Genomic DNA, 14931 nt, shown 5'->3' with positions numbered 1-14931 from the left:
AATCTTAATGTGCGAGCACCATAGATCACCAAAAACCTGACGTCAACCGGTAGCCCACACAATGATGTGTTGACAATCTAAATCAGAAACTGAATTAAAATGGAGCGGTAGTCTTGTTACAGCGAAGGCGGCATAATAGCGCCCGCTACGGCCCCACTATCCCTCGCTGCCCGGGCACTCTATGCTTATTTACTGGCAGCACTGGAAGCGGGAACGCCGTGCGAACTCACTTCCTGTATCGACGACATCCATTGTTTAGGGCTGCCGGTTTCCGGATCGATCAACGTTATGCCGAAGAGTTTTATCAGGCGCTGGCTGCCAACTCCCGAACAGGTACGCGCGAATAATGGCCTGAAGTTTCTCGGAAAGTTGCTGCACGACCCCAACCTGTTCCACCTGAACCGCCATTCGGTGTCGGTGGCCTTCGCCGTGGGGGTCTTTACCAGCTTCCTGCCGCTGCCCGGCCAGATGATCATCGCCGCCCTGCTCGCCCTGTGGTTTCGCTGCAACCTGCCGCTATCGATGATACTGGTGTGGATCAGCAACCCGGTGACCATGCCCGCCATCTTTTACAGCACCTACAAGCTGGGCGCCTGGATCCTGGGCACGCCGCCGCTGGATTTCAAAATTGAACTGTCGTTGCAGTGGCTGACGCAGGAAGTGGGGAAAATCTGGCTGCCGCTATTCTTCGGCTCGCTGTTGACCGGCATTTTCTTCGCCGCTGTGTCCTATTTCGCCATGCAGGGATTGTGGCGCTGGCACGTGGTCAAGCGCTGGAAGATGCGTATCGAGAAACGCTCAGCGGTCTAGCTGCCGGATTTCCTGTCCGGCCGCGGCAAGCTCGTGATAGTGGTCGTCGAGGAAAATGCAGAGATCGCCAGGCGCAATATCGCCGGGAATGACCAGGCCGGGCTCAGGCCTCAAGGTACCCTCACCCTTCCGGAAAACTCTCCAGACATCCCCTTCCCGCACCAGGACAAGTACGAAACGACCGTAGACGTCGAACGCCAGGCGATGGCTGTTCCCGCCCTCGCCCGGCGCCATTATTGCTCGTTGCGCAGCGCAGCGGCCGGTTGTACGCGGCTCGCCTGCAGAGATGGGTAGAGTGTCGCCAGCAGGCTGAGCAGGAAGCCCGCACCCACCACCAGAGCCACATTCGACCACTGCAGTTGTGACGGCAGGTAATCCACCGGATAGACGTCGGACTTCAGGAACTGAATGCCGAACAGAGACTGGATCGCATCCACAACGTCGGTCACCACCAGCGAACCGATCACCCCGAGGATGCCGCCAACCAACGCGCCGACGAGACCGACCAGGGCGCCCTGGCTGACAAACGTGAGCAGGATTTCCCGCGTACTCGCACCCATGGTGCGCAGGATGGCGATATCGCTGTGTTTGTCGATGACCACCATCACCAGCGTGGAAACCACGTTGAAGGCGGCAATGGCAATGATCAACAGCACCAACAGCCCCACCAGGTTGCGGGACATCTGGATCGCCTGGTAGAGATTGCCCTGGGTACTGGTCCAGTCGCTGCCGTAAAAGTTCTGCGCCGGCAGCTGGTGCAACAGATCACGCAGAATGCCATTCGCCTGCAGCATCCGGTGGAAACGCAGCTGCACTCCGGCACCGCCGGAACCACCTGCGAGTTCGCGGGCCTGCTGCCAGGAAACCAGCGCCAGGGACTGATCCAGCGAAGTGCCGGAATGGAAGATATCCGTGACGCGGAAGCCGGCCAGGCGTGCGGCCTGACGGCCGCCGGAATCATTACTGTTGGGCACGATCAGGGAGATATGCTCGCCGGTTTTGACGCCGAGTTTTTCCGCCAGTCCACGGCCGAGAATCACACCGCCATCGCTGCCGCCGCCCGGCCGCAAACTCGCCAGGCTTTCCGGTTTCAGGAAACGCCCGATATTCGAAACCTGGACAATGGTGTCGGGATTCACGCCCTGCACCAGTAGCGGCGTGACCTCCCTGCCCTTGCGCGCCAGCGCATTGACCTGCCACACCTCCGCCGCGGACACCACCTCTGGCGACGCAGCCAGCTGGTCGCGCAGCGCCGGCCAGTCGATTTCCGGACTAGTGTTGTAGATGGTCGCGTGCGGCATGATGCCGAGAATTCGCTCGCGCAGTTCGCGGTCGAAGCCGTTCATCACCGACATCACCACGATCATCAGCGCCACGCCGAGAATCAGGCCCACCATGGACAGACCGGAAATAAACGACACCAGGCCGGCGGAATCGTCGCTGCGACGCTGGGCGCCCGCATAGCGCAGGCCGATAAAAGTGGGCAGCGGTCTAAACATGATCACCCTGGTGCCAGTTGCTTTCGAGGCGACCGTCGATCAGGTGCAGGGTGCGGTCGAGCGCCGCCGCCAGATCCGGATCGTGGGTGACGATTACGAAACTGATTTCCAGCTCGCGATTGAGGCGATCCATCAGTTTATGGATTTCCTTCGCCGTGGCCCGGTCCAGGTTACCGGTCGGCTCATCCATCAGCACACAGGCGGGCCGCGTCACCAGCGCCCGCGCGATGGCCACCCGCTGGCGCTCGCCGCCGGACAGCTGTGACGGCTTGTGGCTCAGGCGCTCGCCGAGACCGACCGCCTGTAGCATCGCCGTGGCTTCTGCACGCGCATCAGCCACTGACTGCTTGCCGATCAGCAGCGGCATGGCCACGTTTTCCAGCGCCGAGAACTCGCCGAGCAGATGGTGAAACTGGTAGACAAAACCGAGGCTGCTGTTGCGCAGCCAGCCGCGCTCGTTCGCATTCAGGCTGGCCAGGTTCTGCCCCGCCACCCAGACTTCGCCGGTAGTGGGCGTATCCAGGCCGCCGAGCAGGTTCAGCAGTGTCGACTTGCCGGAGCCGGAGGCGCCGACGATGGCGAGCTTCTCGCCTTTGGCCACCTGCAGCTCCACGCCGCGCAGCACTTGCAGCTCGTTGTTGCCCTGGCGGTAACTCTTACACAGTTCGCGACAGGCCAGCACCACTTCGCCGCTACCGGAGTTAGCGGGCCGCACCTGTTCGGTTTGCAATTCGACTTGGCTATTCATTCTTGGGCCTTCTACTTATTCGTATCGCAGCGCTTCAGCCGGCGCAATCTGCGCGGCGCGCCAGGCGGGAAACAGGGTTGCCAGCAGGCTCATCAGCACCGCCGCGGTCAGCACAATGACCGCGTCGCTGGTGCGGAATTCAGAGGGCAGGAAGCTGACAAAAAATACGCGCGGATCAAAAATCTTCATGCCCAGCAGGTTTTCCATCCAGCTGACCATTTCGGTGAGATTGAAGGCGATCAGCGTTCCCAGTACGCCGCCGATCACAGCGCCGATAATACCGATAGCACTGCCCTGCACCACGAACACCGCCATGATCTGCCGCGAGGTCAATCCCAGCGTGCGCAATACGGCGATATCCGAACGCTTGTCCGCCACCATCAGTACGAGCGCGGAGACAATGTTGAACGCGGCCACGGCGACGATGATCATCAGCATCAACGTCACCACGGTTTTTTCCATTTTTACCGCCTGGAACAGACTGCCCTGGGAGTGGCTCCAGTCCTCACCGGTAAAACCCTCGCCGAGCGCAGCGGCGTAACCGGACACCCGGCCGAGGGCATTATCCATATCGTCGAAACGCAGTTGCAGCCCCTGCACCTTGCCGCGCATGCGCAGCAGGCGCGCGGCGTCTTCGATATTCATCAGGGCCAGGCTCTGATCCACCTGGGCGCCCACGGAAAAGATGCCGGCCACGGTAAAGCGCTTGGTGCGCGGGAATATCCCGGCCGGTGTCACCACCACTTCCGGCAGGGTGAGAATGACGCTGTCGCCGGGAATGACGTTCAGCTGGCGCGCCAGAATACGCCCCAACACGATGTTGTAGCTGCGCGGCTTCAGCGCATCGAGGCTACCCATCAGGATATGGTCGCCGACCGCCGACACATTTTTCAGTGCCTTGGGATCCACGCCCTGAAACTCGACACCGTGATTACTGCCGTTAGCGCCCAACAGGGCAAAATCGCGCACAAACGGACTGGCGGCCATAACGTGGGGCTGCTGTTCCAGTTGCGCCGCAGCGCCGTGCCAGTCTTTCAGACCACCCTCTTTCTGCACGAAGCCGTGGGGCACCACGCTGAGGATGCGGGTTTTCAGTTCCCGGTCGAAACCGTTCATCACCGAGGTGACGACGATCAGCGCCAGTACGCCCAGCGCCATGCCAAGCAGGGAAAATCCGTTGATGAAGGAAATAAACTGCTGACGACGGCGGGCGGCCACATAGCGCAGGCCGATATAAAGGGGTACGGGCTTTATCATGTGGGTGATTTAAGCGGAAAAACGCCAAGAAATCCAAGTATTTAGCCCGGATATTACGGCTCGGGCCGGAAACAGTGCGGCCAACGGCCCAGCACTTGGACAGACGGAATCAGCGCGGATTCCACGTAAGGAGTTTTTTCCGCAGCTTTTCCAGGTCCGCCTCGCTCCAACCCTCCGGCTGGGTCAGCGATTTCCACGCATGCACATAGTCCGCCGGCGCGTAGCTGTGGCCGAAGCCCATCGGGGCGATGCCCGCGTGCATGTCCATGGCCAGCTGCAGCATGGTCACGATGGGGTACCACTGCAACTGCGGAGAAACATCCGGCGCCCGCGGCTTCTCCATCCAGGCCGGCCGGCGATACGCCGCGCCCGGCGCAAAAAACACGATGGGGTCGCTGCCATGCTGCAGAAAGGCAAGGCGGAAATTACCCCAGGGCACTTTGCCTTCCTGGTAACCGCCGAAATGGTTGCCGAAGCGCACCACCGCGCCGCCGCGGAACTGGGGCAGCCACGCCGGCGAACCGGCATCCCGGTCCGCGGTGACATCCCGCCAGGTATCGCTGCGAAATGGCGGTCCGGCCCAGAGCGCGCCGTCAAAGGGATCGTCGATGATGTCGTAGAAATCGAAGGAGCGATCCGAGTTCAGTGCTCCCAGGCTCAAGCCAAACAGGTACAGCCGCGGGCGCGATTCTCGCGGCAAGTTACTCCAGTAGCCATAGATCGATTCAAACAGTGCCCGCGCCGTCTCCCGCCCGTAGGCATCCTCGGTCATCAAGGCAATCGGACTGGGCAGATAGGAGTACTGGGCAGCGACACTGGAGACATCCCCGCGGAGCAGGTATTCGACCGAGTTGATCGCCCCCGGGTCCACCCAGCCGGTACCGGTCGGGGTAATCAGGATCAGTGTCGAGCGCTCGAAGCCCCCTACCCGCTTCAGCTCTTCCAGCGCCAGCCGGGCGCGCTCTTTCGGCGTGTCCGCCGCATTCAGCCCCACATAGACCCGGATCGGGTCCTTGGCAGTGCCGGTCACTTCGGCGATATCCTTGCCTGTGGGGGCAAGCGCCAGATAGCGCCGCCCCTGGTGACCCATGTCCTTCCAGCGCACCAGTGACTCGGGGCTGCCGGGTTTCATCGGATCCGTGGGTTCTTGCATGTCCGGCACAATGCGCGCGTCCAGCTGCTGGTAAATGTGGTCCACCTTGTGCAGTGCCGCGGACAGCACTACATCGTTGAACAGGATCCAGAACAGCGCGAAGGCCGCCAGCAGTCCGAGCAGCGTGGAGATGCGCTGGGGAATGCGGTGCTCCAGCTTGGCGGTGAAGAACAGGAACAGGCGCCTGAACGCCTTCGCCAGCATCACCAGCAGGAGGAATACCGCTGCCGCCACCAGGGCCACCGTGAACGGCCGCATCCCGGTGACCTCTTCCATTCCCATCAGTGTCCGCACCGAGTTCTGCCACCGGGTGGCCTGCAGCAGGAACCCCAGTGCCAGCAGCACACACAAAATACCCGCGACCCAGCCCAGTACCCGCTGCAATCGCTCGCCGCCGGTGGGAAGCTGCAGAAAGGCCCAGATCCACATCAGGAAAACACCGACGCCATAGCCCGCGGTGAAGGACACACCGGAAATACAGCCCTGCACGAAGTCGCTGCGGGGAATCAGGGATGGCGTGAGGGAGAGCGCGAAAAAGATGGTGCCGATCAGCAGCCCGACGGTGGAGAAATATTGTGCAATTCGCATCCAGGCGAGCCTGCGGCAAGGGTTTGCTTTCCAGCCTAGCACATCGCCCATTGCCCCAGCCCTGTCCGCTTGCGGCCGGACCGTCGGTGCAAATTAGCCGGCGGCAGTGGATGCCGCCCCGAATGCGGATCAAGGCTGAAAAACGTGAAGAATTCCAAATGTTTAGGCACAATATCTGCTTTAATTGGCCAGCAACTACAAGAATCCGGAGCAGGATCCATGTTCAGCAAATTCCGCAGCCGAAAACCCTCCCTCTTCGTCGGCGCCGCCTTGTTCGCGTTCGCACTCTGCGCGCGGGCGGAAACCATCGAAGTCCCGGTTGGCAGCCAGGGCAATGACGCACCTGTCAAAGAGATGCGCGGCCTGAAAAAGGAAGATGTCAGCGCCCTCCTCGGTGACCCGATTGGCATCCAGGGACCCGTCGGCGAACCCGCCATTACCCGCTGGGAGTACCCAGGTTTCTACGTGTACTTTGAACGCAACGTGGCACTGCACACGGTCAAAAAGCATAACAACGGATAACCGTCACCGGGCTTTCGAGCCCAGGACACTGGACCAGGATGGCAGCATGATCAGATCAGCCCTTTCACTCATTGCAGTGTTCGCTGTCGCAGCGTCAAGCCTGACGGCAACCGCACAGAGCGAGTCAGCCAAGTCTCCGGGGCCGGATATGGCCAGCCAATTGGGAAAGATCAGCGGCATGATGCATGTCACCGCCAAATCATGTGGTGATTACAGCGCTGAACGCCTGGCCGAGATCAAAGAGCGACAGCGGGCACAACTCGCCAAGGCCGGCCTCAATGTCGAGAGTTTCGAAAAGGCCTTCGCCGAAAGCGAGAAGCAGGCAACCAAGCGCTGGCAGGCAATGTCCGCTGAAGAGAAAAAGGCCGCCTGCCAAAAGATGAAACAGCAACTGCCTGTCACTGCAGAATAACGACGGGGCCTGAACAGGCCCTAGTAGAGATAGGTTGCGGTGCCCGTTGCGATCAACTCTTCCTGATCGTTGACCAGTTCCATCCTCGTCACCACCAGCTTGTTGCCGGCACGCAGAATTGACCCATGGCAGACGAAGCGCTCTCCCCTGCCCGGCTTTAAATAATCCACCCGCATATCGACGGTGCCCAATTTCGACAGCCGCGCCGTTTTCTCTTTCCAGTCGACATCGCCCATGCGCTGATAGGCCGCCACCATGGCGGTGAGTCCGCCGACGGTGTCGAGTGCAGTGGCAATAACACCGCCGTGCAGGATGTTCTTCCAGATATTACCGATCAATTCCGGACGCAGCTCGAAGGACGCGGAGATAGTGAGCTGTTCCAGGTCCAGCTCGCGCATCTCCAGGCCAATCTGCCGGTTGAATGGGATCTGCTCAAAGAAGCTCCGCACCAGCTCGCGGAATTCGCTCGGCGAAGGTTCCGTCACAGCCGCGCCACCCTATTCAGTCCATCCAGCGCGGCACTGCGGTAGGCCTCCGCCATGGTCGGGTAATTGAAAGTCGTGTTGACGAAGAAATCGATGGTGTTGTTCGGCGCGGGTTGTTTCATGATGGCCTGGCCGATATGGACGATTTCCGCGGCTTCGGCGCCGAAGCAGTGAATACCCAGAATTTCCCGCGTCTCGATGTGGAACAGGATTTTCAGCATGCCCACGCGCTCACCGGAAATCTGCGCCCGCGCGGTGTGCTTGAACAGTGCGCGCCCTACTTCATAAGGCACCTTGGCAGCGGTGAGTTCCGATTCTGTTTTACCGACGGAAGAGATTTCCGGCAGGGTGTAAATTCCGGTGGGTGCATCCTCGACCACGTGGTGGCCGCGGCCGGCAATGGCTGCCGCCACCGCGCGGCCCTGATCGTAGGAGGCACTGGCGAGACTCGGCCAGCCGATGACGTCGCCGACGGCAAAGATCTTGTCCACGGCGGTACAGTAATGCTCATCGACGCTCAACTGGCCGCGGTGGTTAGCTTCCAGCCCGACATTTTCCAGGCCCAGGCTGCCGGTGTTACCGGAGCGACCGTTACACCACAGCAGCGCATCGGCGTGAATACGTTTACCGGACTGCATTTCCATGATTACACCAGCGTCGGTGGGGACCACTTTGGCGTATTCCTCGCGGTGGCGCACAGTGACGCCCATATCCCGCAGGTGATAGCTGAGCGCATCGGAGATTTCGTCATCGAGAAATTCGAGCAGGCTGCCGCGGGTATTGATCAGGTCCACTTTGACGCCCAGCGCGGCAAAGATAGACGCGTACTCGCAGCCGATAACACCTGCACCATAGATCATGATGGAGTGTGGCGTGTGCTGCATATCCAGAATGGTATCGCTGTCGTAGACCCGCGGGTGGTCAAAATCGACATCCGCCGGGCGATACGGGCGCGAGCCGGTGGCAATCACGAACTTTTTCGCGGTGATGATTTCTGCAGCGCCGTCCGGGAGCTGGACCTCGATGCTGTCGGCATCGCGGAATTTCGCCTCACCGTGGATCAAATCGACCCGATTGCGCGCGTAGAAGCTGGTGTGCATCTCAACCTGAAAGGAAATGACCTTGTTGACCGTCTGCATCACCTGGGGGAATGTCAGGCGGCGCGGTTCGCCCAGGGCGCGAAAAACCGGCTGGGTGTTGTAGCGCATCAGCTGCTTGACCGAGTGACGCAGAGCCTTGGACGGAATGGTGCCCTTGTGCGTGCAGTTACCGCCAACGACCGAATAGCGCTCGACCACCGCCACACGCATCCCTTTCTTTGCCGCGCTCATTGCGGCGGCTTCGCCGGCGGGGCCGGAACCAATAACTACCAGATCGTATTTTTGCTCTGACATCTACAAGCTCATTTATTTTTTCGGTTAATTGTCTGCGTCGTTCCCGGGCGCTGCAAGAAAGCGCCCGACACGACAAGTTTCAACGCACCGTGGATACGGCCGCTGTGCAGGGAAACGGCTCGACTATTTGCGCTTGGTGGCGTCGTAGGCCAGGTCCCCGGCTGCCGCTTCCCGCTGCTGGCGCTCTTGTTCTTTCTTGCAGGCGTCGTCGTCACCACCACAGATTTCGCAGCCCTCTTTCAGGCCGAGATTGTTGAGCCCGCCACAGGAGCCCTTCAGCGGTTTGTTCTGCACGATGGCGCCGAGCGCCATACCGACAATCACCAGAGCAATGGCCACGAACGCAAAAATAAATACAACCACTTTTCAGACCTCTCTCGTTAAAACTGCTCGCCAATCCGGCTCAAAACCTGAGTGCCGGATTGATGACTGCAGACACTTGCCAGCCATCGGCCGGCATGAACTGGCGCTTTACTGGCCGCCCGACAGATACGGCTTGAACGCACTGCTGTAGCGTTCTGCGAATCCGTCGTCGGTCTTCACCAACATGAATACGGCGAGACCTTCCTTCTCTGCCAATTTTAATCCCGCATCGGCACCCATCACATTCAGCGCCGTGGCGAGGCCATCGGCCTCTGCGCAATTGTCGGCAATCACCGTGACCGATGCCAGGCGGTGTTGCAGCGGACGCCCGGTGCGCGGATCAATGGTATGTGCGTAGCGCACGCCATCGCGCTCGTAGTAGTTGCGGTAATCGCCGCTGGTGGCCACAGCCTGGCCGCTTACGGCGATCGGCTCCTGTACGGCGCGGCCGCCGGGATCCGGGCGCTCGATGCCGATCCGCCAGTCAACACCGTTGGGGTTCTGCCCGAGCGTGCGCACCTCTCCACCAATTTCCACGAGGTAATTGCGGATGCCCTGCTGTTCCAGCAACTCGGCAACGCGATCTACTCCGTGTCCTTTGGCGATGGCCGACAGGTCGAGTTCCACCGGGCGACTGCGGGTAATGCGGTCCGGGTTGCGCTCCACTTTGAGCGCGTCGGAACCCACTACTTTGTCCAGCCGCGCGATCTCCTCGTCGGAGGGCACCTTGTCCGGTTCCGGTTGCGGGCCAAAGCCCCACAGGTTAACCAGGGGCCCCACGGTAATATCGAAAGCGCCACCGCTGCGCTGATAGATATCCAGCGCCTTATCGACCACATCGGCCAGGTGGCCGCTGACCTGGACGGCTTCGCCGACCGGGCCGCGGTTGAAGCGCATCAGTTCGGAGTCATCGATATAGGTCGACATCTCCTGGTTGACCTGCTGCAGCTCGCTGTCGATCTGTTGCTGCAGCGATTTACTGTCAACGCCACTGGGTACATCCACCACGGTAATGTGGTAGGTGGTGCCCATAGTGCGTCCGCTCAGCTGCCAGTCCCGAGATTCCGGGGCGCAGGCAGTGAGACTCATTACCAGCCAGAAAAGCAAAAACAGGGCCGGATTAACGGGCCCTGTTTTTATTGTTATCGGCTTGCGAATTGCGAATTGCAATTTAACGTCTCCGATCAGCCACCAAAGTCATCGAGCAGGATGTTGTCATCCTCGACACCCAGATCTTTGAGCATATTGATGACTGCCGCGTTCATCATGGGCGGTCCGCACATGTAGTATTCGCAGTCTTCCGGCGCCGGGTGATCCTTGAGGTAGTTCTCGTAGACCACGTTGTGAATGAAGCCGGTGTAACCGGTCCAGTTGTCTTCCGGCTGCGGATCGGACAGTGCCACGTGCCACTGGAAGTTGTCGAACTCTGCCTGCAGACCGTTGTAGTCGTCCTCGTAGAACATCTCACGCAGGGAACGCGCACCGTACCAGAAGCTGATCTTGCGCTTGCTGTGCAGACGCTTCAGCTGATCGAAGATGTGTGAACGCATCGGCGCCATACCGGCACCACCACCGATAAAGACCATTTCGTTGTCGGTATCCTTGGCGAAGAACTCACCGAAGGGACCGTACACCTTGATCTTGTCACCCGGCTTCAGGCTGAACACGTAAGAGGACATCTGGCCCGGCGGCACACCTTCGGTGCGCGGCGGCGGAGTGGCGATACGGATGTTGAACTTAACAACGCCCTTCTCTTCCGGATAGTTGGCCATGGAATAGGCGCGTACAACCGGCTCGGTCACCTTGGATTCCAGATTGAAGAAGCCGAAGTGCTCCCAGTCACCGCGGTACTCCGGCTCGACATTGAAGTCGGAGAATTTCACGTGGTGGGCCGGGGCTTCCAGCTGCACGTAACCGCCAGCGCGGAAGTCGACGTTTTCGCCTTCCGGCAGCTTCAGGGTCAGCTCTTTAATGAAGGTTGCCACGTTCGGGTTGGATTCCACAGTGCACTCCCACTGTTTCACACCGAACACCTCTTCGGGCACTTCGATTTCCATGTCCTGCTTTACAGCCACCTGACAGGAAAGGCGCTTGCCTTCCTTCGCATCGCGCGGGGTAAAGTGCGCAGCTTCGGTGGGCAGCATATCGCCACCACCGGATACCACTTTACACACGCACTGGGCGCAGCTGCCGCCGCCGCCACAGGCGGAGGCCAGGAACAGGTTGTTCGCAGCCAGAGTCTGCAGCAGCTTGCCGCCGGCCGGTACGGTGAGAGTCTTCTCACCGTTCACCAGGATGTTGACGTTACCCGTGTTTACCAGGCGCGAGCGAGCGACGAGGATCACCGCCACCAGTGCCAGCACGATGACGGTAAACATGGCCACGCCGAGGATAATTTCTATATTCATATGTTCTTTCTCCCCCGCTTAGAGTGCGATACCGCCGAAAGACATGAAGCCCAGGGACATCAGGCCAACGGTAACGAAGGTGATGCCCAGGCCTTTCAGGCCGTTCGGAACGTCGCTGTATTTCAGCTTCTCGCGGATACCGGCCAGGGCCAGGATCGCCAGTGCCCAGCCAGCGCCGGCGCCGAAACCGTAGGCAACACTCTCGCTGAAGTTGTATTCGCGCTCGACCATGAACAGTGAAGCACCCATGATGGCGCAGTTCACGGTGATCAGCGGCAGGAATACGCCCAGCGCGTTGTAGAGCGCCGGTACGAATTTATCCAGGAACATTTCCAGGATCTGCACCAGAGCGGCGATTACGCCGATGTAAGACAGCAAGCCGAGGAAGCTCAGGTCCACATTCGGGAAGCCCGCCCAGGCCAGGGCGCCGTCTTTCAGCAGGTAGGTGTAGATCAGGTTGTTGACCGGTACCGTCAGGGTCAATACCACGACGACCGCGACACCGAGACCGATAGCGGCTTCGATCTTCTTGGACACCGCCATGAAGGTACACATGCCCAGGAAGAACGCCAGCGCCATGTTCTCGATGAATACAGCGCGGACGACCAGAGAAATCAAATGTTCCACGATTAAGCCTCCTGTGCCAGCGCTTTAGTATTGGGCGCGATCTTGAATTCCGTCTCTTCCCGCTGACCCGGTTTCCAGGTGCGCAGGCCCCAGATAATCAGTCCGATCAGGAAGAAGGCAGAGGGCGGCAGCAACAGCAGGCCGTTCGGCACATACCAGCCACCGTTGCTCACGGTCTGCAGGATTTCAACACCGAACAGTTTGCCAGCGCCGAACAGCTCGCGGATGAATGCCAGGGTAATAAGCATGGCGCTGTAGCCGAGGCCGTTGCCGATGCCGTCAAGGAAGCTGGCCACGGGGCCGTGCTTCATGGCAAAGGCTTCCGCGCGCCCCATGACGATACAGTTGGTGATGATCAGGCCGACGAATACGGACAGCTGCTTGGAGATGTCGTAGGCCGTCGCCTTGATGATCTGATCCACCACGATTACCAGAGAGGCAATCAGGGTCATCTGCACGATAATGCGGATGCTGTTCGGGATGTAGTTCCGAACAGAGGAAACCGCCAGGTTGGAGAAGGCCGTTACCAGGGTCAGTGCGACACACATCACCAGGGTGACTTTCAGGGAGCTGGTTACCGCCAGCGCGGAGCAGATACCGAGGATCTGCAACGCGATGGGGTTATTGTTGAATACCGGCTCCAGCAGAATTTCTTTCAATTTCATTGCTTATGCCTCCCCTGCTTTCAGGTTCTTCAGGAAGGGACCAAAGCCCTCGCTGCCCAGCCAGAAGTGCAGCAGGTTCTGCACACCGTTGCTGGTGAGAGTCGCACCGGACAGTGCGTCCACCTGGTGAACCGCTTTGGGACTGTTCGGATCCACTCCGCCCTTGACCAGGCTGATATCCACGGAGCCGTCTTTACCGAAGACTTCCTTACCCGGCCACAGTGCTTTCCAGTTGGGGTTGTCTACTTCACCGCCCAATCCGGGGGTTTCCTTCTGGTCGTAGAAGCCCAGGCCGGCCACGGTGTTGAGATCGCTATCCAGTGCGAGGAAGCCGTAGAGCGTACTCCACAGGCCGTAACCGCGCACCGGCAGCACAACGCGTTGCAGCTCGCCGTTATTCTCCACGAGGTAAACCTCGGAGATGTTTTCGCGGCGAATGATCTTCGCAACATCGTCGTCCGGATTCAGCTTTTCACTGGCTGACGGGACCTTGGCCGCGGCGCGACCCTGACCACCTTCCGGCTTCTCATCGGTAAATTTACCGGTGTTGAGATCGACATAACGAATCGTCACATTGGCGAACGCGTCTTCAACCGTTGACTTGCTGGCCTTCGGGTCATTGATCAGGCCCGCGGCCATCAGCACGTTGCGCTTCATGTCCAGCTCAACGTTGGCCTTCTGTGCCGGTCTCAGCATGACCGCTGCGGTGGAAACCACCACCGAGCAGACAATACACAGGACCAATGCGACCAGCAGTGTACCTTTTACAGAATCTTTATTAGCCACGTGCCAACCTCCGTTTGATATGAGACTGCACCACAAAGTGGTCAAACAGCGGCGCGAACAGGTTGGCAAACAGGATCGCCAACATCATGCCTTCCGGGAAAGCCGGGTTTACGACACGAATCAATACGCACATAAAGCCGATCAGGATGCCGTAGAACCAGCGACCGGTGTCGGTCATGGATGCGGAAACCGGATCGGTCGTCATGAAGATCAGACCGAATGCGAAACCGCCCACTACCAGGTGCCAGTACCAGGGCACTGCAAACATCGGGTTGGTATCGGATCCGATGAAGTTGAACAGAGTGGCAGTGGCCATCATGCCCAGCAGCGTGCCGGCCACGATACGCCAGCTGGCGATTTTCATGGTCAGCAGGATGGCGCCGGCAATCAGGATTGCCAGGGTAGAGGTCTCACCGATGGAGCCCTGCATGTTGCCGAAGAAGGCGTTGAACCAGCTCAGGTGACCGCCAGCCAGGCCGCCGGTGCCGAGAACGCCGTTCTGGATACCGTCACTGGCCATGGAGGACAGCGCAGTAGCGCCGGTGTAGCCGTCCACGGCGGTCCATACCGCATCGCCGGACATGGAGGCCGGGTATGCGAAGAACAGGAAGGCACGACCGCACAGGGCCGGGTTCATGAAGTTCTTGCCGGTACCGCCGAACACTTCTTTACCGATGACCACGCCGAAGCTGATACCCATCGCCACCAGCCACAGGGGCAGGTCCGGCGGGCAGGCCAGTGCAAACAGGATGGAGGTCACGAAGAAGCCTTCGTTGACTTCGTGGCCGCGCACGGCCGCGAACAGCACTTCCCAGATACCACCTACGATGAAAGTCACCGCGTAGATCGGCAGGAAGTACATGGCACCGTAGACCAGGTTGTCCCACAGGCTGTTGGGGTCATAGCTGGTCAGCGCACCGATGATCGCCTGGCGCCAGCCAGTCAGCGACGGGTCGGTCATGCCCTGGAGAATGGTATTGGCCTGGAAACCGACGTTGTACATGCCGTAGAACATCGGAATCAGCGCACAGGCCCACACGGTGATCATGATGCGCTTCAGGTCGATGCCGTCGCGCACGTGTGCCGTGGTCTTGGTGGTATCCGCCGGCTGGAACAAACCGGTATCAACCGCTTCGTACAGTGCGTACCACTTTTCGAGTTTACCGCCCTTGTGGAAATGCGGCTCAATGGAATCGAGGAATTTACGCAACATC

The 14931-nt window shown here is 59.7% G+C and carries 17 protein-coding genes; 3 read left to right on the top strand and 14 right to left on the bottom strand.

The features are described from left to right. The first annotated feature begins 288 nt into the window (after window positions 1-288). A complete protein-coding gene (locus IG168_RS09180; RefSeq protein ID WP_193164091.1) occupies window positions 289-810 on the top strand; it encodes a DUF2062 domain-containing protein in 522 nt (173 codons plus the stop codon). Here IG168_RS09180 and IG168_RS09175 read toward each other — a convergent pair. From IG168_RS09175 to IG168_RS09155, 5 genes are all read right to left on the bottom strand, one after another. Continuing rightward, entirely contained in the window at window positions 799-1044 is a 246-nt protein-coding gene (locus tag IG168_RS09175) for a DUF7661 family protein (RefSeq protein ID WP_193164090.1), read from the bottom strand. The two genes, IG168_RS09180 and IG168_RS09175, sit on opposite strands and share 12 nt — an antisense overlap. Beyond that, window positions 1044-2309, bottom strand: coding sequence for a lipoprotein-releasing ABC transporter permease subunit (locus IG168_RS09170; RefSeq protein ID WP_193164089.1), 1266 nt, complete (start codon window positions 2307-2309; stop codon window positions 1044-1046). The genes IG168_RS09175 and IG168_RS09170 overlap by 1 nt, the downstream gene beginning before the upstream one ends. Next, window positions 2302-3057, bottom strand: a complete 756-nt coding sequence (lolD, locus tag IG168_RS09165; protein WP_193164088.1) for a lipoprotein-releasing ABC transporter ATP-binding protein LolD — start codon at window positions 3055-3057, stop codon at window positions 2302-2304. The genes IG168_RS09170 and lolD overlap by 8 nt, the downstream gene beginning before the upstream one ends. 15 nt (window positions 3058-3072) lie before the next feature. Beyond that, window positions 3073-4314 (bottom strand): lipoprotein-releasing ABC transporter permease subunit, encoded by a 1242-nt coding sequence (locus IG168_RS09160; RefSeq protein ID WP_193164087.1) that lies wholly within the window; start codon window positions 4312-4314, stop codon window positions 3073-3075. Between the two features lie 109 nt (window positions 4315-4423). Further along, window positions 4424-6055 (bottom strand): alpha/beta hydrolase, encoded by a 1632-nt coding sequence (locus IG168_RS09155; protein WP_193164086.1) that lies wholly within the window; start codon window positions 6053-6055, stop codon window positions 4424-4426. A gap of 219 nt (window positions 6056-6274) precedes the next feature. Here IG168_RS09155 and IG168_RS09150 point away from each other — a divergent pair, with 219 nt between their 5' ends. Beyond that, window positions 6275-6577: a hypothetical protein gene (locus tag IG168_RS09150; protein ID WP_193164085.1), complete on the top strand. Its 303-nt coding sequence runs from the start codon at window positions 6275-6277 to the stop codon at window positions 6575-6577. A 46-nt stretch (window positions 6578-6623) separates the two neighbouring features. Further along, a complete protein-coding gene (locus IG168_RS09145; protein WP_193164084.1) occupies window positions 6624-6989 on the top strand; it encodes a hypothetical protein in 366 nt (121 codons plus the stop codon). 20 nt (window positions 6990-7009) lie between these two features. Here IG168_RS09145 and IG168_RS09140 read toward each other — a convergent pair whose 3' ends face one another. The 9 genes from IG168_RS09140 to IG168_RS09100 all read right to left on the bottom strand — a co-directional run bounded on the left by IG168_RS09140 (window position 7010) and on the right by IG168_RS09100 (window position 14930). Beyond that, window positions 7010-7474, bottom strand: coding sequence for a thioesterase family protein (locus IG168_RS09140; RefSeq protein WP_193164083.1), 465 nt, complete (start codon window positions 7472-7474; stop codon window positions 7010-7012). Continuing rightward, window positions 7471-8868 (bottom strand): Si-specific NAD(P)(+) transhydrogenase, encoded by a 1398-nt coding sequence (gene sthA / locus IG168_RS09135; RefSeq protein WP_193164082.1) that lies wholly within the window; start codon window positions 8866-8868, stop codon window positions 7471-7473. Before sthA ends, IG168_RS09140 begins: the two co-directional genes overlap by 4 nt. Before the next feature lie 123 nt (window positions 8869-8991). Next, window positions 8992-9231: a (Na+)-NQR maturation NqrM gene (gene nqrM / locus IG168_RS09130; protein WP_193164081.1), complete on the bottom strand. Its 240-nt coding sequence runs from the start codon at window positions 9229-9231 to the stop codon at window positions 8992-8994. 108 nt (window positions 9232-9339) lie between these two features. Beyond that, window positions 9340-10263 (bottom strand): FAD:protein FMN transferase, encoded by a 924-nt coding sequence (locus IG168_RS09125; RefSeq protein ID WP_226876732.1) that lies wholly within the window; start codon window positions 10261-10263, stop codon window positions 9340-9342. Window positions 10264-10415: 152 nt separating this feature from the next. Next, window positions 10416-11639, bottom strand: a complete 1224-nt coding sequence (gene nqrF, locus IG168_RS09120; protein ID WP_193164080.1) for an NADH:ubiquinone reductase (Na(+)-transporting) subunit F — start codon at window positions 11637-11639, stop codon at window positions 10416-10418. 18 nt (window positions 11640-11657) lie between these two features. Further along, window positions 11658-12266, bottom strand: coding sequence for an NADH:ubiquinone reductase (Na(+)-transporting) subunit E (gene nqrE / locus IG168_RS09115; RefSeq protein WP_319024682.1), 609 nt, complete (start codon window positions 12264-12266; stop codon window positions 11658-11660). A gap of 2 nt (window positions 12267-12268) precedes the next feature. Beyond that, window positions 12269-12931: an NADH:ubiquinone reductase (Na(+)-transporting) subunit D gene (locus IG168_RS09110; RefSeq protein ID WP_193164079.1), complete on the bottom strand. Its 663-nt coding sequence runs from the start codon at window positions 12929-12931 to the stop codon at window positions 12269-12271. Window positions 12932-12934: 3 nt separating this feature from the next. Next, entirely contained in the window at window positions 12935-13717 is a 783-nt protein-coding gene (locus IG168_RS09105; protein ID WP_193164078.1) for a Na(+)-translocating NADH-quinone reductase subunit C, read from the bottom strand. Next, a complete protein-coding gene (locus IG168_RS09100) occupies window positions 13710-14930 on the bottom strand; it encodes an NADH:ubiquinone reductase (Na(+)-transporting) subunit B (protein ID WP_193164077.1) in 1221 nt (406 codons plus the stop codon). The genes IG168_RS09105 and IG168_RS09100 overlap by 8 nt, the downstream gene beginning before the upstream one ends. Window position 14931 lies beyond the last annotated feature (1 nt).

This window comes from Microbulbifer hainanensis, from assembly GCF_014904735.1.
In the GTDB taxonomy this organism is placed as follows: domain Bacteria; phylum Pseudomonadota; class Gammaproteobacteria; order Pseudomonadales; family Cellvibrionaceae; genus Microbulbifer; species Microbulbifer hainanensis.
Note: the sequence above shows the minus strand (reverse complement) of the source record. Positions and strands in the feature narration are given on the sequence as shown.

Bases quoted from the DNA above. Each gene is read 5' to 3' on its own strand.
- IG168_RS09110 (WP_193164079.1), bottom strand. From the start codon at position 12,931: ATGAAATTGAAAGAAATTCTGCTGGAGCCGGTATTCAACAATAACCCC.
- IG168_RS09180 (WP_193164091.1), top strand. From the start codon at position 289: ATGCCGAAGAGTTTTATCAGGCGCTGGCTGCCAACTCCCGAACAGGTA.
- IG168_RS09100 (WP_193164077.1), bottom strand. From the start codon at position 14,930: ATGTTGCGTAAATTCCTCGATTCCATTGAGCCGCATTTCCACAAGGGC.
- IG168_RS09125 (WP_226876732.1), bottom strand. From the start codon at position 10,263: ATGGGCACCACCTACCACATTACCGTGGTGGATGTACCCAGTGGCGTT.
- IG168_RS09160 (WP_193164087.1), bottom strand. From the start codon at position 4,314: ATGATAAAGCCCGTACCCCTTTATATCGGCCTGCGCTATGTGGCCGCC.
- IG168_RS09150 (WP_193164085.1), top strand. From the start codon at position 6,275: ATGTTCAGCAAATTCCGCAGCCGAAAACCCTCCCTCTTCGTCGGCGCC.
- IG168_RS09145 (WP_193164084.1), top strand. From the start codon at position 6,624: ATGATCAGATCAGCCCTTTCACTCATTGCAGTGTTCGCTGTCGCAGCG.
- IG168_RS09155 (WP_193164086.1), bottom strand. From the start codon at position 6,055: ATGCGAATTGCACAATATTTCTCCACCGTCGGGCTGCTGATCGGCACC.
- lolD (WP_193164088.1), bottom strand. From the start codon at position 3,057: ATGAATAGCCAAGTCGAATTGCAAACCGAACAGGTGCGGCCCGCTAAC.
- IG168_RS09170 (WP_193164089.1), bottom strand. From the start codon at position 2,309: ATGTTTAGACCGCTGCCCACTTTTATCGGCCTGCGCTATGCGGGCGCC.
- nqrF (WP_193164080.1), bottom strand. From the start codon at position 11,639: ATGAATATAGAAATTATCCTCGGCGTGGCCATGTTTACCGTCATCGTG.
- sthA (WP_193164082.1), bottom strand. From the start codon at position 8,868: ATGTCAGAGCAAAAATACGATCTGGTAGTTATTGGTTCCGGCCCCGCC.
- IG168_RS09175 (WP_193164090.1), bottom strand. From the start codon at position 1,044: ATGGCGCCGGGCGAGGGCGGGAACAGCCATCGCCTGGCGTTCGACGTC.